General features: G+C 73.0%; 19 protein-coding genes and 1 tRNA gene. 17 read left to right on the top strand and 3 right to left on the bottom strand.

Annotation, left to right across the window (positions count from 1 at the left end; translation table 11 throughout):
* The first annotated feature begins 142 nt into the window (after positions 1-142).
* The 7 genes from ACZ58X_RS13200 to ACZ58X_RS13170 all read left to right on the top strand — a co-directional run bounded on the left by ACZ58X_RS13200 (position 143) and on the right by ACZ58X_RS13170 (position 7,004).
* Positions 143-1,297: an LLM class flavin-dependent oxidoreductase gene (locus ACZ58X_RS13200; protein WP_470333756.1), complete on the top strand. Its 1,155-nt coding sequence runs from the start codon at positions 143-145 to the stop codon at positions 1,295-1,297.
* Positions 1,294-1,791 carry a GNAT family N-acetyltransferase gene (locus tag ACZ58X_RS13195; protein ID WP_470333755.1) on the top strand — a complete coding sequence of 166 codons (498 nt, stop codon included), beginning with the start codon at positions 1,294-1,296 and terminating at the stop codon, positions 1,789-1,791. Before ACZ58X_RS13200 ends, ACZ58X_RS13195 begins: the two co-directional genes overlap by 4 nt.
* 10 nt (positions 1,792-1,801) lie before the next feature.
* The gene (locus ACZ58X_RS13190) at positions 1,802-2,749 is read left to right on the top strand and encodes an ABC transporter substrate-binding protein (RefSeq protein WP_470333754.1); all 948 of its coding nucleotides are present in this window, start codon (positions 1,802-1,804) and stop codon (positions 2,747-2,749) included.
* Positions 2,750-2,777: 28 nt separating this feature from the next.
* The gene (locus tag ACZ58X_RS13185) at positions 2,778-3,815 is read left to right on the top strand and encodes an amino acid ABC transporter permease (RefSeq protein WP_470333753.1); all 1,038 of its coding nucleotides are present in this window, start codon (positions 2,778-2,780) and stop codon (positions 3,813-3,815) included.
* A gap of 65 nt (positions 3,816-3,880) precedes the next feature.
* Positions 3,881-4,633: an amino acid ABC transporter ATP-binding protein gene (locus ACZ58X_RS13180; RefSeq protein WP_360233704.1), complete on the top strand. Its 753-nt coding sequence runs from the start codon at positions 3,881-3,883 to the stop codon at positions 4,631-4,633.
* Between the two features lie 71 nt (positions 4,634-4,704).
* Complete coding sequence (locus ACZ58X_RS13175) at positions 4,705-5,688, top strand: ABC transporter substrate-binding protein (RefSeq protein WP_470333752.1); 984 nt, start codon at positions 4,705-4,707, stop codon at positions 5,686-5,688.
* Between the two features lie 107 nt (positions 5,689-5,795).
* Complete coding sequence (locus tag ACZ58X_RS13170) at positions 5,796-7,004, top strand: serine/threonine-protein kinase (RefSeq protein WP_470333751.1); 1,209 nt, start codon at positions 5,796-5,798, stop codon at positions 7,002-7,004.
* Here ACZ58X_RS13170 and ACZ58X_RS13165 read toward each other — a convergent pair.
* Positions 6,960-7,658 carry an MBL fold metallo-hydrolase gene (locus ACZ58X_RS13165; RefSeq protein ID WP_470333750.1) on the bottom strand — a complete coding sequence of 233 codons (699 nt, stop codon included), beginning with the start codon at positions 7,656-7,658 and terminating at the stop codon, positions 6,960-6,962. The two genes, ACZ58X_RS13170 and ACZ58X_RS13165, sit on opposite strands and share 45 nt — an antisense overlap.
* A 291-nt stretch (positions 7,659-7,949) precedes the next feature.
* Here ACZ58X_RS13165 and ACZ58X_RS13160 point away from each other — a divergent pair, with 291 nt between their 5' ends.
* Entirely contained in the window at positions 7,950-8,801 is an 852-nt protein-coding gene (locus tag ACZ58X_RS13160; RefSeq protein ID WP_470333749.1) for a fumarylacetoacetate hydrolase family protein, read from the top strand.
* A 107-nt stretch (positions 8,802-8,908) separates the two neighbouring features.
* Here the strand turns inward: ACZ58X_RS13160 and ACZ58X_RS13155 are convergent, their stop codons facing one another.
* Positions 8,909-9,667: a TetR/AcrR family transcriptional regulator gene (locus ACZ58X_RS13155; RefSeq protein WP_470333748.1), complete on the bottom strand. Its 759-nt coding sequence runs from the start codon at positions 9,665-9,667 to the stop codon at positions 8,909-8,911.
* 164 nt (positions 9,668-9,831) lie between these two features.
* Between ACZ58X_RS13155 and ACZ58X_RS13150 the strand changes: the two genes are divergently transcribed.
* The 3 genes from ACZ58X_RS13150 to ACZ58X_RS13140 all read left to right on the top strand — a co-directional run bounded on the left by ACZ58X_RS13150 (position 9,832) and on the right by ACZ58X_RS13140 (position 14,631).
* Positions 9,832-11,538, top strand: a complete 1,707-nt coding sequence (locus ACZ58X_RS13150; RefSeq protein WP_470333747.1) for a DUF885 domain-containing protein — start codon at positions 9,832-9,834, stop codon at positions 11,536-11,538.
* 215 nt (positions 11,539-11,753) lie between these two features.
* A complete protein-coding gene (locus tag ACZ58X_RS13145) occupies positions 11,754-13,373 on the top strand; it encodes an MFS transporter (RefSeq protein ID WP_470333746.1) in 1,620 nt (539 codons plus the stop codon).
* A 256-nt stretch (positions 13,374-13,629) separates the two neighbouring features.
* On the top strand, positions 13,630-14,631 hold the full coding sequence (locus ACZ58X_RS13140; RefSeq protein WP_470333745.1) for a trypsin-like serine peptidase: 1,002 nt from the start codon (positions 13,630-13,632) through the stop codon (positions 14,629-14,631).
* A gap of 139 nt (positions 14,632-14,770) precedes the next feature.
* Here the strand turns inward: ACZ58X_RS13140 and ACZ58X_RS13135 are convergent.
* Positions 14,771-14,842 (bottom strand) — tRNA-Arg (locus ACZ58X_RS13135).
* A gap of 181 nt (positions 14,843-15,023) precedes the next feature.
* On the opposite strand from ACZ58X_RS13135, the gene ACZ58X_RS13130 reads away from it, so the two are divergent.
* The 6 genes from ACZ58X_RS13130 to thrB all read left to right on the top strand — a co-directional run bounded on the left by ACZ58X_RS13130 (position 15,024) and on the right by thrB (position 22,509).
* Complete coding sequence (locus tag ACZ58X_RS13130; RefSeq protein ID WP_470333868.1) at positions 15,024-15,443, top strand: response regulator; 420 nt, start codon at positions 15,024-15,026, stop codon at positions 15,441-15,443.
* A gap of 84 nt (positions 15,444-15,527) precedes the next feature.
* Positions 15,528-17,183: an arginine--tRNA ligase gene (gene argS / locus ACZ58X_RS13125; protein ID WP_470333744.1), complete on the top strand. Its 1,656-nt coding sequence runs from the start codon at positions 15,528-15,530 to the stop codon at positions 17,181-17,183.
* A 91-nt stretch (positions 17,184-17,274) separates the two neighbouring features.
* Entirely contained in the window at positions 17,275-18,666 is a 1,392-nt protein-coding gene (gene lysA / locus ACZ58X_RS13120; RefSeq protein WP_470333743.1) for a diaminopimelate decarboxylase, read from the top strand.
* A 137-nt stretch (positions 18,667-18,803) separates the two neighbouring features.
* Positions 18,804-20,096, top strand: a complete 1,293-nt coding sequence (locus ACZ58X_RS13115) for a homoserine dehydrogenase (protein WP_470333742.1) — start codon at positions 18,804-18,806, stop codon at positions 20,094-20,096.
* A 10-nt stretch (positions 20,097-20,106) separates the two neighbouring features.
* Positions 20,107-21,204 (top strand): threonine synthase, encoded by a 1,098-nt coding sequence (gene thrC, locus ACZ58X_RS13110; protein ID WP_375892994.1) that lies wholly within the window; start codon positions 20,107-20,109, stop codon positions 21,202-21,204.
* Positions 21,205-21,570: 366 nt separating this feature from the next.
* Positions 21,571-22,509, top strand: a complete 939-nt coding sequence (thrB, locus tag ACZ58X_RS13105) for a homoserine kinase (protein WP_470333741.1) — start codon at positions 21,571-21,573, stop codon at positions 22,507-22,509.
* The last annotated feature ends 565 nt before the right edge of the window (positions 22,510-23,074 follow it).

The following is a 23,074-nucleotide window of genomic DNA, read 5'->3' as shown; positions in this document are numbered from 1 at the left end:
CGTCCGCGTACGCACGCCCGCGTCACCGCTCCACCGTTCCACCGTTCCACCGCCCCGCGCCCGACGGCCGCGCCCCGCCGCGGCCGCCTCCGGCCTGCCCACCCGCAGCCCACCGGAGTCAGCCCACCCGAAAGGTTCCGCCATGCCCGTCGAATTCCTCGGCATCGCCGCCACCGGCGACGCTTCGGAGACCAACCCGCGCACCACCGCCGCCTTCGACCGCGATTACACCCTGCGGCTGGCCCGGGCGCACGAGGACCACGGCTGGGACCGGGTGCTCTTCGCGTACGGCTCCGGCTCCCCGGAGCCCGCGGCCGCGGCGGCCTTCCTCGCCTCGCACCTCGACAAGCTGCAGATCCTGCTCGCCCACCGGCCGAACGTCTCCTACCCGACCTTCGCCGCCAAGACCTTCGCGACCCTCGACCAGGTCAGCGAGGGCCGGCTGACCGTCCACTTCATCACCGGCGGCACCGACCACGAGCAGCAGCGCGAGGGTGACTTCCTCACCAAGGACCAGCGCTACGAGCGCACCCGCGAGTACATCGGCATCGTGAAGAAGGCCTGGACCAGCCGGGAGCCCTTCGACCACGAGGGCCCGCACTACCGCTTCAACGACTTCGTCTCCGACGTCTTCCCGGTCCAGCAGCCGCGCCCGGCGGTCTCCTTCGGCGGCTCCTCGGACGCCGCCTACGCGGCCGGCGGGGCCGAGGCCGACATCTACTGCCTGTGGGGCGAGCCGCTGGCCCGCACCGCCGAGCAGATCGAGCGGGTGCGGGAGGCGGCCCGGGCCGCCGGGCGGACCGACCAGCCGCGGATCCAGGTGGCGTTCCGGCCGATCATCGCGCCCACCGAGGAACTGGCCTGGGAGAAGGCGCACCGCACGGTGGCCGCCATCCGGGCCCGCCGGGAGAGCGGGGAGCCGGTGACCAGGCGCCGCCCGGTCGGCGCGGCCCCGGAGAACACCGGATCGCAGCGCCTGATCGAGATCGCCGAGGCCGGCGAGCGCTACGACCGCGCGCTGTGGACCCCGACCGCCGCGGCCACCGGCGGGGCCGGCAACTCCAACGCGCTGGTCGGCACCCCCGAGACGGTCGCCCAGGCGCTGCTGGACTACTACGACCTCGGCGTGGACATCCTCTCCGCGCGCGGCTACGACCTGCTGGACGACGCGATCGACTTCGGCCGGTACGTGATCCCGATCGTCCGCGAGGAGGTCGCCAAGCGCGACGCGGCCAAGGCCGAGACGGCGGCCCGCGCCGAGCGGGACCGGCACCAGCTGATCGCGGTGCAGGCGTGAGCCCCGTCCCCGGGTGGGAGTTCCGCCGGGTCACCCTGGCGGACCCGCTGGTGGAGCCGCTGCTGCGCGAGCTCACCCAGGAGTACGTCACCCGCTACGGCCCCGAGGCCCACCAGGAGATGACCCGCTACCCGGACGACGCCTTCGCCGAGCCGCACGGAGTGCTGCTGCTCCTGCTGGAGGACGGCGAGCCGGTGGCCGGCGGGGCGTACAAGCGGTACGACGGGCGCACCGCCGAGGTGAAGCGGATGTGGACCCACTCCGCGCACCGCCGCCGGGGCCTGGCCCGGCGGGTGCTCGCCGAACTGGAGCGGACCGCCGCGGCCGCCGGCTACCGGCGGATCCACCTCACCACCGGCCCGCGCCAGCCCGAGGCCAAGGGCCTCTACCTGGCCGCCGGCTACACCCCGCTGTTCGACCTCGGCGCCGACCCCCTGACCATCGGCCCGCTCCCGTTCGAGAAGTCCCTGCCCGCGCTGGTCCCGTCCCACTGAAAGGCCCCTCGTGAGAACCACCACCGTCCGCCGCCGCCTCCTCGCGACCACCGCGCTGCTGCCGGTCCTGGCGTTGGCCGCGTGCGGCTCGGACCCGAAGATCGCGGGCGCGGCCGGGGCGGGCGGACCGGCCGCCACCGCCACCGAGGACGTCGTCTCCGGGCTCGGGAAGTCGGAGGCCGCCGCCGCGCTGCTGCCCGAGGAGGTGCGCAAGTCCGGGGTGGTGAAGTTCGGCTCGTCCTTCGGTGCCCCGCCCAGCGCCTACTACGCCGACCAGGCCACCAAGAAGCCGGTCGGGGTCGACGTGGACTTCACCGACGCCGTCGCCAAGGTCCTCGGCCTGACGGTGCAGCGCCAGGACGCCGCCTTCGAGACCATCCTGCCCGCCCTGGACAGCGGCAAGTTCGACGTCGGCACCGGCAACTTCGGGGTCACCGCCGCCCGCTTGAAGACCATCGACTTCGTCACCTACATCGACGACGGCCAGGGCTTCGCGGTGAAGAAGGACAACACGTCCGTCCAGCCGGTCACCGACCTGGCCCAGCTCTGCGGACTGACCATCGGCACCGGCGCCGGCACCACCTTCGAGACCACGCTCAACAACAAGAAGAACGTCTGCACCGACGCCGGGAAGAAGCCGTACGAGGTGAAGGCGTTCAGCGAGGGCGGCGCCCTGCTGACCGGCCTCCAGCAGGGCCGGGTGGACGTCGAGATGTCCACCATCAACGGACTGCGCCACCAGGCCGCGCAGGAGGCCGCCGGGGTGCGCTTCCTCAACGAGTTCCACCGCCTGGACGTCGGCTTCGCCTTCAAGAAGGGCTCCCCGCTCACCCCGGCCTTCCAGGCGGCGGTCAACCAGCTGATCAAGGACGGGACGTACGAGCGGATCCTCCGGAAGTGGGGGCTCACCGACTCGGCGATCAAGGAGTCGCAGATCAGCCCGCCCGAACACCCGTGACCGCAGGGCCTGTCGAAGGAGTCCTCCGATGACCACCAGTACCCCGGCACCGCCGTCCCCGCCGAGACCCGCGACCGCCCCCGCCCCCGGCCCCGGCCTCGACGCCGCCGAGCTGGCCGGCCTGCGGACCGTCCCCGCCCGGCACCCGTGGCGCTGGGCGGCCGGGGCGGCCGCCCTCGTCGTCCTGCTCCAGTTCCTGCACGGCCTGGCCACCAACCCCGGCTGGGACTGGGCCACCTTCCGGCTCTACTTCACCGCCGACACCATCCTCCAGGCGATCGGCCGCACCCTCGAACTCACCGCCTACGGCACGGTGCTGGGCTTCGTGCTCGGCGCCGTGGTGGCCGGGATGCGGCTGTCCCGCAGCGCGGTGCTGCGGACCATCGCCTGGGCGTACGTCTGGGTGTTCCGCTCGATCCCGCTGATCGTCCAGCTGGTGTTCTGGTTCAACCTCTCCTACCTCTACAAGCGGTTCGGCTTCGGCATCCCGTTCGGCCCGACCTTCGGCGAGTTCGAGACGGTCGGGGTGCTCGGCGCGCTCGGCGCCGCGGTGCTCGGCCTCGGGCTGCACCAGGCCGCGTTCGCCGCCGAGATCATCCGCGGCGGGATCATCGCGGTGGAGGCCGGCCAGCGCGAGGCCGCCGCCGCGCTCGGCATCCCGCGCTGGCGGCAGGCCTGGCGGATCGTGCTGCCGCAGGCCATGCGGGGCATCCTGCCGGCCGCCGCCAACGAGGTGATCTCGCTGCTCAAGGGCACCTCGGTGGTCTACGTGATGGCCATCGGCGAGCTCTTCTACCAGGCCCAGGTGATCTACGGCCGGACCGGCCGGGTGGTGCCGCTGCTGATGGTGGCCACCGTCTGGTACGTGGTGCTGACCACGGTGCTGTCGATCGGCCAGTACTACGTCGAGCGCTACTTCGCCCGCGGCTCCCGGCGCACCCCGCCGCCCGGACCGCTGCACCGCCTGCGGACGCTGCTGCGCGGCCTGCCCGTCCGCACCGACGCCCGCGCCGCCGTCCGCGCCGGTGCCCGCACCGCCGCCCGTACCCCCGGAGGAACCCCGTGACCACGCTGACCAAGGCCGACCCGACCCCTCCGGCCGACCGCGCCGACGGTGCCGGGGCCGCCCCGATGGTGCAGGTCCGCGGCCTGCACAAGAGCTTCGGCCGGCTGGAGGTGCTGCGCGGGGTCGACCTGGACGTCCCGGCCGGCTCGGTCACCGTGGTGCTCGGCCCCTCCGGCTCCGGCAAGTCCACCCTGCTGCGGGCGATCAACCACCTGGAGAAGCTGGACCGCGGCCACGTCGCCATCGACGGCGAGCTGATCGGCTACCGGCGCTCCGGAGACCGGCTGTACGAGCTCAAGGAGCGCGAGGTGCTGCGCCAGCGCACCGGCATCGGCTTCGTGTTCCAGAACTTCAACCTGTTCCCGCACCTGACCGTGCTGGAGAACCTGGTCGAGGCGCCGATCGCCGCCCTGGGCCGCCCGCGGGCCGAGGCCAGGGCGGCGGCGCTGGCGCTGCTGGAGCGGGTCGGCCTGGCCGACAAGGCCGCCGCCTACCCCCGGCAGCTGTCCGGTGGCCAGCAGCAGCGGGTGGCGATCGCCCGGGCGCTGGCCCTGGAGCCCAAGGTGCTGCTGTTCGACGAGCCGACCTCGGCGCTCGACCCCGAACTGGTCGGCGAGGTGCTGGACGTCATCAAGGACCTCGCCCGCAGCGGCACCACGATGATCGTGGTCACCCACGAGATCGGCTTCGCCCGCGAGGTCGCCGACACCGTGGTCTTCATGGACGGCGGCGTGGTGGTCGAGCAGGGCCCGCCCGCCGAGGTCCTGGACCGCCCGCGGCAGGAGCGCACCCGGGCCTTCCTGGCCAAGGTGCTGTAGCACCCCGTCCGCCCGCCCCCGCCGTCCGCACCCTCTCCCCGAACCCCCTTCACCCGAGCAGGAGTTCCGCCATGTCCCTACCCCGTCGCGCCCTCGTGACCGCCGCCGGCGCGCTCGCCGCCGCCCTTGTCCTGGCCGGCTGCGGCAGCGGCGCGAACGGCGCCTCGGCGGAACTCGCCCCGGCCAAGGGCAGCACGGCGCCGAACGGCACCGTGGTGAACCTGTCGCCGCAGCAGAACCGGGTCTCGACGGCCAAGGTCGACGCGATCGCGGCACTGGTCCCGGAGGAGATCCGGAAGAGAGGCACCTTGAAGGTCGTCGACTCGATCGGCACCACCCCGCCGCTGGACTTCTACGCCAACGACGACAAGACGATCATCGGCATCGAGCCGGACATCGCCTCGCTGATCGGCGACGTGCTCGGCCTCAAGGTCGAGTTCAACCCGGTCTCCTGGGAGAACATCTTCGTCGGCCTGGACAGCGGCAAGTACGACGCCGGCCTGTCCAACATCACCGTCACCGAGGAGCGCAAGGAGAAGTACGACTTCGCCACCTACCGGCTGGACGTCCTCGGTTTCGAGACCAAGAAGGGCAGCGGGATCAAGGTCACCGGCGCCAAGGACCTGGCCGGCCGGTCCGTCGGCGTCGCCACCGGCACCAACCAGGAGAAGCTGCTGATCTCCTGGAGCGAGGAGAACGTCCGCAACGGCCTCAAGCCGATCGACATCAAGTACTTCTCCGGCACCGAGTACTACCTGGCGCTCTCCTCCGGCCGGATCGACGTCTACACCGGCCCCAACCCCAGCCTGGCCTTCCACGCCGTGCAGACCGGCGAGACCGAGGTGGTCGGCACCTACTCGGGCGGCGGCGCGGACGTCCTCGGCAAGATCGCGGCCACCACCCGCAAGGACAACGGCCTGGTCAAGGCGCTCAACGGCGCCGTCAACGAGCTGATCAGGAACGGGACGTACGGGCAGGTGCTCAAGCGCTGGGGCCTGGAGAACGAGGCCGTCCAGACCTCCGAGATCAACCCCGTCGGCCTGCCCAAGCCTTAGGGCCGGTCGCCGGAGGGCGCTCCGTTCACCCGTTCGTCCCCGACCGCCGCTATGGTGACCCCTCCGACGGCGAACGCCGTTCGGGCGGGGGCACGTTGGGGGAGGGCATGCGCAAGGGTGAGGTGCTCGGCGGCCGCTTCCGGCTGGAGGAGTGGCTGGGCAAGGGCGGCTTCGGCGTGGTCTGGCGGGCGACCGACACCGTGCTGGACCGGCCGGTCGCGGTCAAGCTGCTGCTGGCCGAGCACGCGGCCGACCAGGAGGCCGTCGGCCGGTTCGTCCGCGAGGCCAAGCTGGCCGGGAACCTGTCCCATCCGCACATCGTCACGGTGCACGACTACGGCCGGGTCACCGGTGCCGAGGGGGAGGTCCACTACCTGGTGATGGAGCTGGTCCGCGGCCGCCCGCTGTCCGCGGTGCTCAAGGACGGCCTGCCGGAGCACGGAATCGCGCTGGCCTGGATGACCCAGGTCTGCGAGGCGCTCGACGTCGCGCACCGCAGCGGGGTGATCCACCGGGACATCAAGCCGGAGAACGTCATGATCCTGGACGGCGGGGGCCGGGCCAAGGTGCTGGACTTCGGCATCGCCCGGCTGCTCACCCAGTCGGTCGGGCTCACCTCCACCGGCAGCGTGGTCGGCACCGTCCCGTACCTGGCGCCCGAGTGCTGGTCCGGCGGCACCGTGGACGGCCGGGCCGACCTCTACGCCTTCGGCGTGATGCTGTACGAGGTCAGCACCGGCCGCCGGCCGTTCCGCGCCGACTCGCCGTACGAGTACATGCGCAAGCACATGGACGAGACCCCGCCCCGGGTGCGCGGCACGGACCCGGCGCTGGCCGAGCTGGTGGCCGGGCTGCTGGCCAAGCGGCCCGCGGACCGGCCCGCCGACGCCGCCGAGGTGCTGGAGCGGCTGCGCGCGGTCCGGCCCGGGCTGCAGGGGCCGGGGCCCAGCCCGGAGCAGCTGCGCCGCCGGGCCGACCAGGCCTGGCAGCACGGCGCCGAGGGCCGGCCCGGGGACGCGGTGGACATGCTGCTCCAGCTCGTCCCCGACTTCGCCCGGACCTGCGGCCCGGCCGACCCGCGCACCCTGCGCACCTGCCACGACCTGGCCCTCTGGCTGGCCCGGGACGGCGGCCGGGCCGCCGCCGTCGCCCTGCTGGAGGCGCTGGCCGAGCAGCCCGGCACCGCCCCGGAGGCCCGGGCCGACCTGCGCCGCGACCTCGCGCACTGGCGGCGGGAGGCCGAGCGGCTCGGCCCGGGCCGGGGGCCCTCGCTAGACCTGCGGGTGCTGCTCGGCGGCGGCGCGCAGCGCGGCTGAGGCGCCGGCGGCGATCGGGTCGCCGTGCCCGAAGACGGCGGTCTCCACCGGCAGCGCGGCGAGCCGGTGGAAGGAGGCGAGGGCCAGTGCCGGGTCGGTGTGGAACACCCCCGGCCGGGTCCGCCCCTGGACGTTGGACACCACGTCCCCGGTGAACAGCACCCCGGGCCCGGGCAGGTGCAGGGCGATGCTGCCGTCGGTGTGCCCGGGCACGTGCACGACCACGGCGCCGCCGCCGATGTCCAGCACGTCCCCGTCCTCGACCTCGCGGTGCACCGGGCAGGGCTCGGCCGGCGGGATCGGCGGCAGCCCGTCCCACAGCTGCTGCTCGAAGGGGCTGAGCACGGGCGGCACCGCCGGCTGCTCGCGCCGCACCACCGGCGCCTCCAGCCGGTGCGCCACCACCTCGGCGGACCAGCGGCGGGCCAGCTCGGCGGCGGAGCCGGTGTGGTCCTCGTGGTGGTGGGTGAGCACGATCCGGCGTACGGCCGTCGGCTCCGGTCCGATGGTGCGGATCGCCTTCTCGATGCCGTCCGCCGACCCGGCGATGCCGGTGTCGATCAGGGTCGGTCCGTGGTCGTCCTGCCAGAGGTAGGCGGTGCCGAACTCCAGGGTGATCATGTGCAACTCGTCGCGTACCCGGGTGATCTCCATGCCCCGGATCCTGCGCCCTGCGGAGCCCTGGTACACGGACGTTCGCCCTGGGCGTGCTTCCCGGTCCGGTGCATTCGTCCGCCCGGTCCGGCGGATCCGTTGGACCGGGAGGTCTGTCAACCGTACGGGCCACCTATTCGGGCCCCCGTGGCTTCGTGCGATTTGATGGGAATCCGCCCATCGGGACGGTCTGGTCCACCGGCCCGGCCCGTTGATATACCTCGTTGCCAGACTCGGGAGCGGTGTCCGCGCCGCCCCGGTGAGCTGCGACGAAAGGCTGGTGACGGATCGATGAAGCTCCTCCGCGTCGGACCCCCGGGCGCCGAGCGCCCGGTCGTACTGGGCCAGGACGGCACCGCGTACGACCTCTCCGGGCGGGCCCGCGACCTCGACGGGGCCTTCCTCGCCGGGCTGGACACCGCCGAGCTGGCCCGGGAGGTGGCCGCCGGCGCGTTGCCGGTGGTGGACCTGGCCGGCCTGCGGGTGGGCGCCCCGGTGGCCCGGCCGGGCAAGGTGGTCGGCATCGGGCTCAACTACCGCGACCACGCGGCCGAGGCCGGGGCCGCGATCCCGGACGAGCCGGTGATCTTCCTCAAGCCGAGTTCCACCGTGGTCGGCCCCTACGACGAGGTGCTGGTGCCGCGCGGCGGTGAGAAGACCGACTACGAGGCCGAGCTGGCGATCGTGATCGGCCGCACCGCCCGCTACCTGGACTCGCACGCCGAGGCCGCCGCCGTGATCGCCGGCTACACGATCGCCAACGACGTCACCGAGCGGGCCTTCCAGTTCGAGCGCGGCGGCCAGTGGGACAAGGGCAAGTCGGCGGAGACCTTCACCCCGCTCGGGCCCTGGCTGGTCACCGCGGACGAGGTGGCCGACCCGCAGGCCCTGGCGCTGCGGCTCTGGGTCAACGGCGAGCGGCGGCAGCACGGCAGCACCGCGGAGATGATCTTCCCGGTGCTCGAACTCGTCCGCTACGCCAGCCAGTTCATGGTGCTGGAGCCCGGCGACGTGATGGTCACCGGCACCCCGGCCGGGGTCACCCTGGGCCACCCGGGCAGGCCGTTCCTGGCCCCCGGGGACGTCGTCGAGATCGAGATCGACGGCCTCGGCCGGCAGCGCCAGGTGATCGGCAAGGCCTGAGGCCTGAGGCCTGAGGCCCGAGGCCCGAGGCCGTAGGCCGTAAGCCTTCCCGCCGCGCCGCGCCGCATGGCGCCGCCCCGACCCTTGGCACGGGGGTCGGGAGGCCGTCAGGCCCCGTCCGGGCGAGCGCCGCCCAGCACCGCCCGCAGCCGTTCGGCCCGTTCCGCCCGCGGCCCCTCCAGCGCGAGCAGCCCCGCCAGCACCTCCGCCGTCTGCGGATCGTGCAGCGCCGTCGCCGCGGCCATCGCCGTGAACTGGTCCACCAGCCAGTCCCGCAGCCCCTCCACCGGCAGCGCGCGCCCCTCGTCCAGCCAGCTCAGCGACGCGCCCTCGACGACCGCGATCCAGGAGCGCACCAGCAGGGTCAGCCGCGGCCCGGCCTCCCGTACGCCCAGGTGCCGCAGGGTCCGCCGGAGCGCCGCCCGCCGGACGTCGTCCACGATGGCCGTGGTCCGGGCCGTCTCCACCACCGAACCGCCGCGCAGCAGCGCCGAGTAGCCCGCGTCGTGCTCGGCCACGAAGGCGAAGTAGCCGTCCAGAGCGGCGGCCAGCTGCTCGGAGGGCCGCCCGGTCGACGGGACGGCGAACCGGCCGGTCAGCTCGTCCGCCGCGGTGCGCAACGCGGCCTCGTACAACTGCTGCTTGCCGCCCGCGAAGTAGCGGTAGACCAGCGGCCGGGAGGCGCCGGCGGCCTCGGCGACGTCGTCCAGGCCGACCTCCTCGGGCGGCCGGGCGGCGAACAGTTCCAGGGCGACCGCGATCAGTTGCTCGCGCCGCTGTTCGACCGGCAGTCGCCGATAGCCGGAGCGGCGCGGGCGCGGTCCGGGGGCGGCCGGGTCGGTTGCCGAGGTGGGGCGGGCTTCCATGGCCGTCAGCGTAATGGGCGTCGTACCGATCGGGACCTGTCGCGCACCGGATCTCTCCGAACGGGCGTTTGCCTCGCTCACCCGGTGTCAGAGCCCCGGCCGCAGCCGGTCAACGGTCGATGACGGGGGCTTGCAATCGGCCCGGGCACCGCGATGATGTCCGAATGGTTGAAGAACTGATCACCACCGGCGGCGACACTCCCCGCCGCATCGCCGACGGTTACGTCCAGGCCCTGGCCGACCTCGACCCGCTGACCGCGGTCTACCTTGGCCTCAACCCCGAGGACGACCGGCTGCCCGACCTCTCCCCGGACGGCGCCGAGCGGATCGCCGACCTCGCCCGCCGCACCCTGGCCCGGCTGGACGAGGCCGAGCGGGCCGGCGCCGCCGACGACGAGGCCGAGCGCCGCTGCGCCCGCCTGCTGCGCGAGCGGCTGACCGCCGAACTCGCCGTGCACGACGCCGGGGAGGACTACCGCGCGGTGCGCAACCTCGGCTCCCCGGTGCACAACACGCGGGAGGCCTTCACCCTGATGGCCACCGGCACCGAGGCCGAGTGGCAGCTGATCGGCCGCCGGCTGGCCCGCGTCCCGCTGGCGCTGGAGCAGTACCGGCGGACGCTGACCGAGGGCATCGAGCGCGGTCTGCTGTCCGGCCCGCGCCAGGTCGAGACGGTGGTCGGCCAGTTCGGCGAGTGGCTGGCCGGGGACGTCCCGGGCGGCTGGTTCGGCGAGTTCGTCCAGGACGCCCCGGAGGGCGTGCGGGCCGAGCTGTCCGTGCACGCGGTGGCCGCCGCCGAGGCGCTGGCCGCGCTGCGCGACTGGCTGCGCGACGTGTACGGCCCGGCCGCCGCCGACACCCCGGACACCGCGGGGCGGGAGCGCTACGCCCGCTGGGTGCGCTACTGGACGGGCGCGGACCTGGACCTGGACGAGGCGTACGCGTGGGCCTGGAGCGAGTTCCACGACCTGCTCGCGCAGATGGAGGCCGAGGCCGAGAAGGTCCGCCCGGGCGTCGGCCCGATGGCGGCGATGAAGTGGCTGGAGACGGACGGCCCGGCGATCGAGGGCGCCGAGGCGGCCCGGGAGTACCTCCAGGGCCTGATGGACCAGGCCATCCGGGACCTCCAGGGCACCCACTTCGACCTGGCCGAGCCGGTCACCCGGGTCGAGTCGCGGATCGCCCCGCCCGGCAGCGCCGCCGCGCCGTACTACACCCAGCCCGCCCTGGATTTCAGCCGTCCCGGCCGGACCTGGCTGCCGGTGCTCGGCGAGGAGCGCTTCCCGGTCTGGGACCTGGTGTCGACCTGGTACCACGAGGGCGTCCCCGGCCACCACCTCCAGCTCGCGCAGTGGGTGTACGTCGCCGACCGGCTCTCCAGCTACCAGGTGAGCCTCGGCGGGGTGAGCGCCAACCTGGAGGGCTGGGCGCTGTACGCCGAGCGCCTGATGGACGAGCTCGGCTACCTCACCGACCCGGGCCACCGGCTGGGCTTCCTCAACGCCCAGATGATGCGGGCGCTGCGGGTCATCGTCGACATCGGCATGCACGTCGGCCTGGACTTCCCGGCGGACTCCCCGTACCGGCCGGGCGAGCCGGTGAGCCCGGAGCACGGGCGGGAGTTCTTCGGCAGGTACTGCGGCCTGTCGGCCGACTTCCTGGACAGTGAGCTGGTCCGCTACCTGGGCATGCCCGGCCAGGCGATCGGCTACAAGCTGGGCGAGCGCGCCTGGCTCCAGGGCCGGGCGGCGGCGCGGGCGGCGCACGAGGCGCGCGGCGAGGAGTTCGACCTCAAGGCCTGGCACATGGCGGCGCTCTCGCAGGGCTCGCTGGGGCTGGACGACCTGGTCGCGGAGCTCTCGGCGCTCTGAGCGGGGCTCCCGACACGCCGGGTGGAGCTCCCGGCACGCTGAGGCACGTGGTGGGGACCAGGGCCCCGGGACTCGGTCACAAGTCCCGGGGCCCTGGTCCTTTTGTCCGACAAAGGTCGATTTGGTGAGGTTTTTCCTTGCCATTCCCCGACGTCGGCGTTTGGCTGGAAGGCGACTGCGTGACCTCTCCGTACCCCCTCCGGAAGGCTCGACCAGTGTCTGCTCACCCCGCCGCCATCGGTCATGAGACCGCCGACAGTCGCCGCTGGTGGGCGCTGACGGTGATCGCCATCGCCCAGCTCATGATCGTCCTCGACATCACCATCGTGAACATCGCGCTGCCGTCGGCCCAGCGCGACCTGGGCATCTCCGACGCCGACCGGCAGTGGGTGATCACCGCCTACACCCTCGCCTTCGGCGGCCTGCTGCTGCTCGGCGGCCGGCTGGGCGACCTCTTCGGCCGCAAACGCGTCTTCATCGTCGGCCTGCTGGGCTTCGCCCTCGCCTCCGCCCTCGGCGGCGCGGCGGTCGACCCGTCCATGCTGTTCGGCGCCCGGGCCCTCCAAGGCGCGTTCGGCGCCCTGCTCGCCCCCTCCGCGCTGGGGCTGCTCTCCACCACCTTCTCCGACCCGAAGGAACGCAGTACGGCCTTCGGCATCTTCGGGGCGATCGCCGGTGGCGGCGCCGCGATCGGCTTCATCGCCGGCGGGCTGCTCACCGAGTACCTGGACTGGCGCTGGTGCCTGTTCGTGAACGCCCCGATCGCCGGGGTGACCGCCTTCGCGGCGTTCCGGGTGCTCAACCGCGACCACGTCGAGAAGGGGCGCCGGATCAAGCTGGACCTGCCCGGGGCGCTGCTCGGCTGCGGCGGCCTGCTGGCCATCGTGTTCGGCACCTCCGAGGCCGTCACCCGGGGCTGGAGCGACGGTCTGGTGATCGGCTCGCTGCTGCTGGGCGTGGCGCTGCTCGGGGCGTTCGTGCTGGTCGAGAAGCGCTCCGCGCACCCGCTGCTGCCGATCCACATCGTGGCCGAGCGCAACCGCGGCGGCGGCGCCCTCTCGGTGGGCCTGGCCATGGTCGGCATGTTCGGCCTGTTCCTGTTCCTCACCTACTACATGCAGGCGATCAAGCACTTCTCGCCGGTGGTCTCGGGCGTCTCCTTCCTGCCCATGACGGCGGCCATCATCCTGAGTTCGACCGGGGTGGCGGCGCGGCTGATGACCAGGGTGCCGTCCCGGAACCTGATCACCCCCGGGCTGCTGCTGGCCGCGGGCGGCATGGCCTGGCTGACCCAGATGAAGGTGGACAGCCCGTGGGCCGCCATGGTGCTGCCCTCGGTGCTGCTGATCGGCTTCGGCATGGGCCTGGTGTTCATGCCGGCGATGAGCCTGGCCACCCTCGGGGTCGCCCCGAACGAGGCCGGCGCGGCCTCGGCCACCATCAACTCGGCCCAGCAGGTGGGCGGTTCGCTCGGCACGGCGCTGCTGAACACGATCGCCGCCAGTGCCACCGCGACCTACCTGTCCACCCGGATCACGAGCGATCCGCTGGTGCGGGCCCAGGGCGCGGTGCACGGCTACGTCATCGCCACCTGGGTCGCGATGGGCGTGCTGCTGATGGCCGCCCTGGTCGCCTTCCTGATGATCGACCACCGGCCGGCGCCCGCCGAGGCGACCGCCGTCCCGGGCGGCGCGGAGGCGTCGGTCGTGGCACCGGCGGCCGTGGACGGCCGGCCGAGCCCGCGGGCCGTGGCCATGGCCGACGTGAAGGCCAACGTGAAGCCGGCCGCGGAGCTCCGCGCGGAGGCGGGGGCGGAGCGGCCGCCGGCCGACTGACCGCGGCGGTGCACCGGAACCCCGGCGCCCCCGCGCTTCCCGGCCACCGCCCGGGGAGCGCGGGGGCGCCGCCGTGCCGCGACGTCCACCGCGTTCGAGGTCCACCGCCTTCATCGCGGGGCGCGTTCCGGTTACGCTCCTGCTCGGGTGGGCGCTTTCTCATCGAGCTCCAAGCCGACGGTAACGAGCCTTCCAGGCTGAGGCGCCATAGTCATTGACCGAACGAGGCGCCACCGACCAGGGCAGGGAGTCAGGAATGGGCCAGCACAGCCGCGCGAGGTCACGCCGTCACCGTCTGCTCGCCCCTTCGCTGTTCACCGCGCTGTCCGCCCTCGTGGTGGCCGCCGTGGTCGCCGGGACGCACGGGTTCAGCCTGTCCGACGCGACGGCCGCCGGGAAGGTGGCCCGCAGCACCCGGGCCGTCGTACCCGCCCCGGCCACCGCCACCGCGGCGCCGGCCTCGGCCGGCCCGGCCGCGGACACCACCCCGAGCGCGACCCCGACCCCGACCGACACCCCCACCCCCACCCCGACGCCGACCGCCACGGACACCCCGGCGGCCCCCGCCCCGACCGCGTCCGCCGCGCCCGACGTGCGCAGCGTCGCGCTCGGGCGCACCGCCGCCGCACCCGCCGACGACCGGGAGTCCTCCACCGTCGGCGCTCTGTTCAGCGGTTCGGTCGGGCCCGGCAACCACTTCTGCACCGCCAGCGTGCTGCACAGCGCGACCGGCAACCTGCTGCTGACCGCCGCGCACTGCGTCAGCAGCCCCGGCGGCGTGACCTTCGCCCCCGGCTACCGCGACGGCTCCGCGCCGTACGGCACCTGGCAGGTGACCGCGGTCCACACCGCCGACGGCTGGACCCAGAACGGCGACGTGGACGAGGACTTCGCGATCCTGGAGACCGCGCCCAACAACGGCCGCAACGTCGAGGACGTGGTCGGCGGCAACAAGCTCGGCACCGACGAGTCCTTCGGCGCCACCGTCCGCCTCTACGGCTACCCGGCCGACGCCGAGACGCCCAGCCTCTGCACCAACACCACTGCCCAGCACAGCGCCTACCAGCGGGTGATCGACTGCCCGGCGTACCCGTCCGGCACCAGCGGCGGCCCCTGGATCAACACCGCGACCGGGGACGTGGTCGGCGCGATCGGCGGTTACCAGCAGGGCGGCGACAGCGACGACACCTCGTACAGCGCCTACTTCGACCACACCATCGCGACCCTGTACACCCAGGTCGAGGGCAGCGCCCCCTGACCCGACGGGTCCGGGCCCGTCCCCCCGGGGCCCGGGCCCGTCGGCACCCCGTCCGGGGCGTCCGGGCCCGGACATGACGAAGGCCCAGATCCGTGGATCGACTCCACTGATCTGGGCCTCATGCGCACTTCCCGCGAAGTGCCCCCGGTAGGATTCGAACCTACGCACCCGCCTCCGGAGGGCGGTGCTCTATCCCCTGAGCTACGGGGGCCGGTTGGCCTGTCGGTCACTCGCGCGTTCCGACGGGATGAACACTACCAGGCTTCCGGTGGGGTCCGTGCACGGGTTTCCGGAAAGATCGTCGGGGCGCCGGCCGGCCGCGCGACGGGCGGAAGTGCCCAAAGGCCGGACGGGGCGGCGGGGCCGCCGATACCCTCGGTGAGGTGTCGGGAGTGTCCGGGCGGGTCCTCGTGGTGGACGACAGCGAGGTGATCCGCCAGCTGATCAGGGTCAACCTGGAGCTCGAGGGCTTCGAGGTGGTGACCGCCGCCGACGGCGCCGAGTGCCTGGAGGTCATCCGCCGGGTGAAGCCGGACGTGGTGACGCTGGACGTGGTGATGCCGCGGCTGGACGGTCTGCGGACGGCGGCCCGGCTGCGCGCGACCCCGGACACCAGCGGACTGCCGATCGCGATCGTGAGCGCGTGCACCCCGGCGGACCTCGACCTGGGGGAGGCGGTCGGGGTGGACGGCTACCTCGGCAAGCCCTTCGACCCCGCCGACCTGGTGGCCCTGGTCCGGCGGCTGATGCGGGCCGCGGAACGGCCCGGCGCGTTTCGCCCTGAGCGAACAGAGCGTACGGATCACGGCTGACACCCCAGGGGGCGCCGTCCCGCGCCGTCTCAACCGGCAAACCGAGTGGCGGGCGGGCACCCCGTCTCGCCTACGCTTGGCGTCGTGACCCCCGCAGACCTTTCCCAGGCAATCCAGGCCGCAGTGAGCTCCGCCGTCGAGGCGGGCGAGCTGGCCGTCGCCGTGCCCGAGCACGTGACGGTCGAGCGGCCCAAGAACCGGGACCACGGCGACTACGCGACGAACGTGGCCCTCCAGCTCGCCAAGGCGGCCGGCAAGCCGCCGCGAGCCGTTGCCGAGGCCCTGGCCGAGCGCCTGCGAGGGATCACCGGCGTCGCCAAGGTCGACATCGCCGGTCCGGGCTTCCTGAACATCACCCTGGACACCGCCACCGCCGGTGCGCTCGCCCGCACCATCGTCGAGGCGGGCGACGCCTACGGCCGCAACGAGGCCCTCAAGGGCTTGAAGATCAACCTGGAGTTCGTCTCCGCCAACCCGACCGGCCCGATCCACATCGGCGGCGTCCGCTGGGCCGCCGTCGGCGACTCGCTGGCGCGGGTGCTGCGGGCCTCCGGCGCCGACGTCACCACCGAGTACTACCTCAACGACGCCGGCGTGCAGATCAGCAAGTTCGCCGCCTCGCTCCAGGCCGCCGCGAACGGCCGCGAGGTGCCGGAGGGCGGCTACGTCGGCGAGTACATCGTCGACATCGCCAAGGCGCTCACCAATGCGATCCCGGGCGTGCTCGACCTGCCCGAGGCCGAGCAGCTGGAGGTCTTCCGCACCGAGGGCCTCAAGCTCATGGTGGCCGAGATCAAGCGCTCGATGGACGAGTTCGGCACCCACTTCGACGTGTGGTTCTCGGAGAAGACGCTGCACGACTCGGGCGCCGTCGAGAAGGCCATCGAGCGGCTGCGCGAGCAGGGCCACGTCTTCGACCAGGACGGCGCGGTCTTCCTGCGCACCACCGACTTCGGCGACGACAAGGACCGCGTCCTGATCAAGGCCGACGGTGACAAGACCTACTTCGCCGCCGACGCCGCGTACTACCTGTCCAAGCGGGACCGCGGGGCCGAGGTCGCGCTCTACATGCTGGGCGCCGACCACCACGGCTACGTCAACCGCCTCAAGGCCATCGCGGCCTGCGCGGGCGACGACATGAACCACAACATCGAGGTGAAGATCGGCCAGTTCGTGAAGATGCTTCGCGACGGCGAAGAGGTCCGCATGTCCAAGCGGGCCGGCAACATCATCACGATCGACGACGTGGTCGAGTGGATCGGCGTCGACGCCGCCCGCTACACCCTGGCGCGCTCCTCCACGGACTCGACGATCACGCTGGACATCAACATCCTGACCAGCCAGACCAACGAGAACCGGGTCTTCTACGTCCAGTACGCGCACGCCCGGATGTCCTCGCTCCAGCGCAAGGCGGCGGACCTCGGCGTCACGCGCTCGGCGGACTTCAAACCGGAGCTGCTGAGCACGGAGTGGGAGACCGACCTGCTCGGTCAGCTCGGTGAGTTCCCGCGCGTCATCGCCGCCGCCGGCGAACTGCGCGAGCCGCACCGGGTCGCCCGCTACCTGGAGGACCTGGCCGGCGCGTACCACCGTTTCTGGGACAACTGCCAGGTCCTGCCCAAGGGCGACGAGGAGGTCACGGACCTCACGCACGCCCGTCTCTGGCTGGTCGAGGCGACGCGCACGGTGCTCGCCAACGGCCTGACGCTCCTGGGCGTCTCGACGCCCGAGCGGATGTAGGCACCACCCCCAAGCGCACAGCGGGGGGCGGCTGACGGTCAACGAGGACCGTCGCCGCCCCTTGCCATAGGTCTCGAAGGACTTAGAGGACATGAGTCGCTCCGCACACCCGGCAGGCCCCCGTCACGGTGACGTCCTGCCCGAGGGCCACTACCAGGCCCCGCCGGCCGACCTCAACGCGCTCGACCCCAAGGTCTGGTCGCGCACCGTCGCCCGCGACGCCGAGGGCGTGGCCACGGTCGGCGGGATCGACGTCAAGCGGCTGGCGGCCGAGTTCGGCACCCCGGCCTACGTGCTGGACGAGGAGGACTTCCGCAGCCGGGCCCGCGCCTGGCGGGACGCCTTCGGCACCGACGCGGACGTCTACTACGCCGGCAAGGCCTTCCTCTCCAAGGCGGTCGTGCGCTGGCTGCACGAGGAGGGCCTCAACCTCGACGTGTGCAGCGCCGGGGAGTTGGCGGTGGCGCTGGCCGCCGGGATGCCGGCGGAGCGGATCGCGCTGCACGGCAACAACAAGTCGGTGGACGAGCTCGAGCACGCCGTGAAGACCGGTGTCGGGCACATCGTGGTCGACTCCTACGAGGAGATCGAGCGGCTGGCCGCGATCGCCGCCCGCCAGGGCGTGCGCCAGCAGGTGCTGATCCGGATCACCGTCGGCGTCGAGGCGCACACCCACGAGTTCATCGCCACGGCGCACGAGGACCAGAAGTTCGGCCTGTCCCTCAACGGGGGAGCGGCCGCCGAGGCGGTGCGCCGGGTGCTCGGCCACGACAGCCTGGAGCTGCGCGGCATCCACTCGCACATCGGCTCGCAGATCTTCGACATGGCGGGCTTCGAGGTCGCCGCCCGCCGGGTGGTCGGCCTGCTGGCCGGGATCCGCGACGAGCACGGCGTCGAGCTGCCCGAGATCGACCTCGGCGGCGGACTGGGCATCGCCTACACCAGCGAGGACGACCCGCGCGAGCCGGCCGAGATCGCCGCCGCGCTGGCCGAGATCGTCCGCCGGGAGTGTGCCGCCGCGAACCTGGACGCCCCCCGGCTGAGCGTGGAGCCGGGCCGGGCGATCGTCGGCCCGACCGCGTTCACGCTGTACGAGGTCGGCACCGTCAAGCCGCTGGAGGGCCTGCGCACCTACGTCAGCGTGGACGGCGGGATGTCCGACAACATCCGCACCGCGCTGTACGACGCCGAGTACTCGGTGGCCCTGGTGTCGCGCACCAGCGACGCCGAGCCGATGCTGGTGCGGGTGGTCGGCAAGCACTGCGAGTCCGGCGACATCGTCGTCCGGGACGCCTTCCTGCCGTCCGACCTGGCCCCGGGTGACCTGATCGCGGTGCCCGCCACCGGCGCCTACTGCCGCTCGATGGCGAGCAACTACAACCACGCCCTCAGGCCTCCGGTGCTCGCCGTCAAGGACGGCGCGGCCCGGGTGATCGTCCGGCGCGAGACGGAGGAGGATCTCCTGCGCCTGGATATCGGATGACGAAATTCTCGTCTCAGATCATGGAACGACCGTAGATCCGTGCGGAAAGTCCCCGAGACTGGTACGGACCGAAGTTACCGGCGGCCCCTGAAAACCGCCGGAAATACCGAAGCACGAAGAATGCAGAGCGGAGTCGGATGATGCGTACGCGCCCGCTGAAGGTGGCGTTGCTGGGTTGTGGTGTGGTGGGCTCCGAGGTGGCGCGCATCATGACGACGACGGCCGACGACCTCGCCGCTCGCATCGGTGCCCCGGTCGAGCTCGCCGGGATCGCGGTCCGCCGGGCCGGCCGGGTGCGCCCCGGGGTGCCCGAGCACCTGATCACCACCGACGCCGAGGCCCTGGTGGGCCGCGGCGACATCGACGTCGTCGTCGAGGTGGTGGGCGGCATCGAGCCGTCCAAATCGCTGATCCTGTCCGCCTTCGCGAAGGGTGCCTCGGTGGTCAGCGCCAACAAGGCGCTGCTCGCCAAGGACGGCACCGAGCTGCACGCGGCGGCCGCCGCGGCCGGCGTGGACCTGTACTACGAGGCCGCGGTGGCGGGCGCGATCCCGCTGCTGCGCCCGCTGCGCGAGTCCCTCGCGGGGGACAAGGTCAACCGGGTGCTGGGCATCGTCAACGGCACCACCAACTTCATCCTCGACAAGATGGACACCACCGGCGCCGGCTACTCGGAGGCGCTGGAGGAGGCCACCGCGCTCGGCTACGCCGAGGCGGACCCGACGGCCGACGTCGAGGGCTTCGACGCCGCCGCCAAGGCCGCCATCCTGGCCGGGATCGCGTTCCACACCGAGGTCACCGCGGCGGACGTCTACCGCGAGGGCATCACCGAGGTCACCGCCGCCGACATCGCCTCCGCCAAGGCGATGGGCTGCGTGGTCAAGCTGCTGGCGATCTGCGAGCGGGCCGCCGACGGCGAGTCCGTCACCGCGCGGGTCCACCCGGCGATGATCCCGCTCTCGCACCCGCTGGCGTCCGTCCGCGAGGCGTACAACGCGGTGTTCGTCGAGGCCGAGGCGGCCGGCCGGCTGATGTTCTACGGTCCGGGCGCGGGCGGCTCGCCGACCGCCTCCGCGGTGCTCGGCGACCTGGTCGCGGTGTGCCGCAACAAGCTGGCCGGGTCCACCGGTCCCGGTGACTCCGTGTACACGCAGCTGCCCGCCAAGCCGATGGACGAGGTGGTCACCCGCTACCACGTCAGCCTGGACGTGGACGACCGGGCGGGCGTGCTCGCCCAGGTCGCGTCCGTCTTCGCCGAGCACGGCGTCTCCATCGACACCGTGCGCCAGCAGGGCCGCGACGGCGACGCCTCGCTCGTCGTGGTCACCCACCGTGCCACCGACGCCGCGCTGTCGGCGACGGTCGACAAGCTCCGCGCGCTGGACAGCGTGCGGGACGTGGCCAGCATCATGCGGGTCGAAGGGGAATAAGGAACCAGCCATGAACGCCGTTGCCGAGAACGTCGTCCGAGGCGCGCACACCCACCAGTGGCGCGGCCTGATCGAGGAGTACCGGGACCGCCTGCCGGTCACCGCGGCCACCCCGGTGGTCACCCTGCTGGAGGGCGGCACGCCCCTGGTACCCGCCCAGGTGCTCTCCGAGCGCACCGGCTGCGAGGTCTACCTCAAGGTCGAGGGCGCCAACCCGACCGGTTCCTTCAAGGACCGCGGGATGACGATGGCCATCTCCAAGGCCAAGGAGGAGGGCGCCCAGGCCGTCATCTGCGCCTCCACCGGCAACACCTCGGCCTCCGCCGCCGCCTACGCGGTGCGGGCCGGGATGGTCTCCGCCGTGCTCGTCCCGCAGGGCAAGATCGCCCTGGGCAAGATGGGCCAGGCGCTGGTGCACGGCGCGAAGATCCTCCAGGTCGACGGGAACTTCGACGACTGCCTGACGCTCGCCCGCGAACTGTCCGAGAAGTACCCGGTGGCGCTGGTCAACTCGGTGAACCCGGTGCGGATCGAGGGCCAGAAGACGGCGGCCTTCGAGATCGTCGACATGCTCGGCGACGCCCCGGACATCCACGTCCTGCCGGTCGGCAACGCGGGCAACATCACGGCCTACTGGAAGGGCTACCGGGAGTACGCCGCCGACGGGATGGCCGCCCGCACCCCGCGGATGTGGGGCTTCCAGGCCGCCGGTTCGGCCCCGATCGTGGACGGCGCGCCCGTCCTCAAGCCGCAGACCATCGCCACCGCGATCCGGATCGGCAACCCGGCCTCCTGGGACTTCGCGCTCGCCGCGCGGGACGAGTCCGGCGGCCTCATCGACAAGGTGACGGACCGTCAGATCCTCGCCGCCTACCGGCTGTTGGCCGCGCAGGAGGGCGTCTTCGTGGAGCCCGCCTCGGCCGCCTCGGTGGCCGGGCTGCTGGCCAAGGCGGAGGCCGGCCTGGTCGACCCGGGCCAGCGGATCGTTTGCACGGTGACCGGCAACGGCCTCAAGGACCCGGACTGGGCGGTGGCCGGCGCCCCGCAGCCGCAGGTCGTCCCGGTCGACCCGGAGGCCGCGGCCCAGCGGCTCGGACTGCTGGACTGACGCCGGGGCCTGACACTTCGACGGGCCGACCCTTTCGGGGGTCGGCCCGTCAAAGTTCTCCGGTGACACTTTTGTGTCAATTCCGCTGCGCATTCCGATCCGATTCCACCCCGTTCCCTGACCGCGGGGGGTGCGCATTCCGGCCAGAACCGGCAACACACCAGATCGAAGGCCCACGGGGTGTACCACTGGGGAACCTCTCTTCGATACTCTGGGTCCGGCCGTGTGGCACATGCCCCGGGCCCGTCCTGGTACGGGCCGCGCCGACGACAGTGACCGCCAGGCCCGAGGGGCCCGCGGCCCTTTCCCCACCTCGCACCGACGACGCGCTCCGCGCCGCCCGATTTCCCCAGGAGAGTCCACCGCATGGCCGGTCCTGCGTTCCGTGCCGCCGCCGTCCGGGTCCGGGTTCCCGCGACCAGCGCCAACCTCGGCCCGGGCTTCGACGCCTTCGGGCTCGCGCTGGGTCTGTACGACGACGTCGTCGTCCGGGTCTCCGACTCCGGCCTCTCCGTCGACATCGCCGGCGAGGGCGCGCAGACGCTGCCGCGGGACGAGCGCCACCTGCTGGTCCGCTCGATGCGGGCCGCCTTCGACCGGCTCGGCGGCCAGCCGCGCGGCCTCGAAGTGGTCTGCGCCAACCGGATACCGCACGGCCGCGGCCTGGGCTCCTCCTCGGCCGCCATCTGCGCCGGGATCGTGGCCGCCCGCGCCGTCACCATCGGCGGCCCGTCCGCGCTGGACGACGACGCGCTGCTGGCCCTCGCCTCCGAGCTGGAGGGCCACCCGGACAACGTCGCGGCCTGCCTGCGCGGCAACTTCACCATCGCCTGGACCGACGAGGAGTCGGCCAAGGCGGTCGCCCTGGAGCCCTCCGGGCAGGTCGTCCCGGTGGTGTTCGTGCCGGCCGGCGAGGTGCTCACCGAGACCGCCCGCGGCCTGCTGCCGAAGACCGTCCCGCTGGCCGACGCCGCCGTCAACGCGGGCCGCTCCGGGCTGCTGGTGGAGGCCCTGACCAGGCGCCCCGAGCTGCTCCTCGCCGCCACCGAGGACCGGCTGCACCAGGACTACCGCGCCTCCGCCATGCCGGACAGCGCCGCGCTGGTCGGCGCGCTGCGCGCGGAGGGCGTCCCCGCGGTCATCTCCGGGGCCGGCCCGACCGTGCTGGCGCTCACCGACGAGGCGGGCGTCGACAAGGTGCTCTCCTTCGCCGGGCACCACGGCCACGGCGGCGACCCGGCGTTCGCCGCGCACCGGCTCGACGTCGACCGCACCGGGGCCACCGTGCTCCCACTGGGCGTCTGAGCTGCCGGTTCGGCCCGGCGCAGAGCCGGGCCGTCCGGACACGATTGGCAAGCTCGAGGTCGGGGAATGTCTGAGGGGGTCGGTAGTGTTAACCTCATTGCTGCACCAGGTGCCCTCCGGGGCTAGGTGCGCCGCGTCCCGATCCCAGCGTTCCACTGCCGTGGAACCGCCGCGATGTCCGGGGCGACGATTCTCCGGGAGCCCACCGCAGCGCGTACGCAGCCTGCCTGCGCGACAAGCGGTCGCATCCCGAAGCCGTGACGGCACCTGACTCCCACCCGCGGTCTCCACCTAGAGGCCAGGACGGGCGGAGCGCGGGCCACCGTCACGCGACGGGGGCCCGGGATTCGCAGGCAGCGTGGGCGCAACGCCCTCTGGGGAGGTCGACACACGACCGGCCCACGCGCCACCTCAGCACCACCGTGCTTCACGCACCGCACCTCGCAGCTCTCCCTCGACGGGCTCCCGCCATTCGAGGGATCACCGCCTCGGACCGACGCAGTCGAGCGTTGGTCAGGACAGCACAACCGGTCGCCGAGCCAGACAGGCCGACGTCCGCTCCAGG

Source organism: Kitasatospora sp. NPDC040550, from assembly GCF_055594965.1.
This window is presented reverse-complemented; position numbering and strand designations above follow the sequence as displayed.

Bases quoted from the DNA above. Each gene is read 5' to 3' on its own strand.
- ACZ58X_RS13150 (WP_470333747.1), top strand. From the start codon at position 9,832: ATGGTTGAAGAACTGATCACCACCGGCGGCGACACTCCCCGCCGCATC.
- ACZ58X_RS13160 (WP_470333749.1), top strand. From the start codon at position 7,950: ATGAAGCTCCTCCGCGTCGGACCCCCGGGCGCCGAGCGCCCGGTCGTA.
- ACZ58X_RS13165 (WP_470333750.1), bottom strand. From the start codon at position 7,658: ATGGAGATCACCCGGGTACGCGACGAGTTGCACATGATCACCCTGGAG.
- ACZ58X_RS13170 (WP_470333751.1), top strand. From the start codon at position 5,796: ATGCGCAAGGGTGAGGTGCTCGGCGGCCGCTTCCGGCTGGAGGAGTGG.
- ACZ58X_RS13155 (WP_470333748.1), bottom strand. From the start codon at position 9,667: ATGGAAGCCCGCCCCACCTCGGCAACCGACCCGGCCGCCCCCGGACCG.
- ACZ58X_RS13175 (WP_470333752.1), top strand. From the start codon at position 4,705: ATGTCCCTACCCCGTCGCGCCCTCGTGACCGCCGCCGGCGCGCTCGCC.
- ACZ58X_RS13180 (WP_360233704.1), top strand. From the start codon at position 3,881: ATGGTGCAGGTCCGCGGCCTGCACAAGAGCTTCGGCCGGCTGGAGGTG.
- thrB (WP_470333741.1), top strand. From the start codon at position 21,571: ATGGCCGGTCCTGCGTTCCGTGCCGCCGCCGTCCGGGTCCGGGTTCCC.
- lysA (WP_470333743.1), top strand. From the start codon at position 17,275: ATGAGTCGCTCCGCACACCCGGCAGGCCCCCGTCACGGTGACGTCCTG.
- ACZ58X_RS13115 (WP_470333742.1), top strand. From the start codon at position 18,804: ATGATGCGTACGCGCCCGCTGAAGGTGGCGTTGCTGGGTTGTGGTGTG.
- ACZ58X_RS13185 (WP_470333753.1), top strand. From the start codon at position 2,778: ATGACCACCAGTACCCCGGCACCGCCGTCCCCGCCGAGACCCGCGACC.
- ACZ58X_RS13140 (WP_470333745.1), top strand. From the start codon at position 13,630: ATGGGCCAGCACAGCCGCGCGAGGTCACGCCGTCACCGTCTGCTCGCC.
- thrC (WP_375892994.1), top strand. From the start codon at position 20,107: ATGAACGCCGTTGCCGAGAACGTCGTCCGAGGCGCGCACACCCACCAG.
- ACZ58X_RS13200 (WP_470333756.1), top strand. From the start codon at position 143: ATGCCCGTCGAATTCCTCGGCATCGCCGCCACCGGCGACGCTTCGGAG.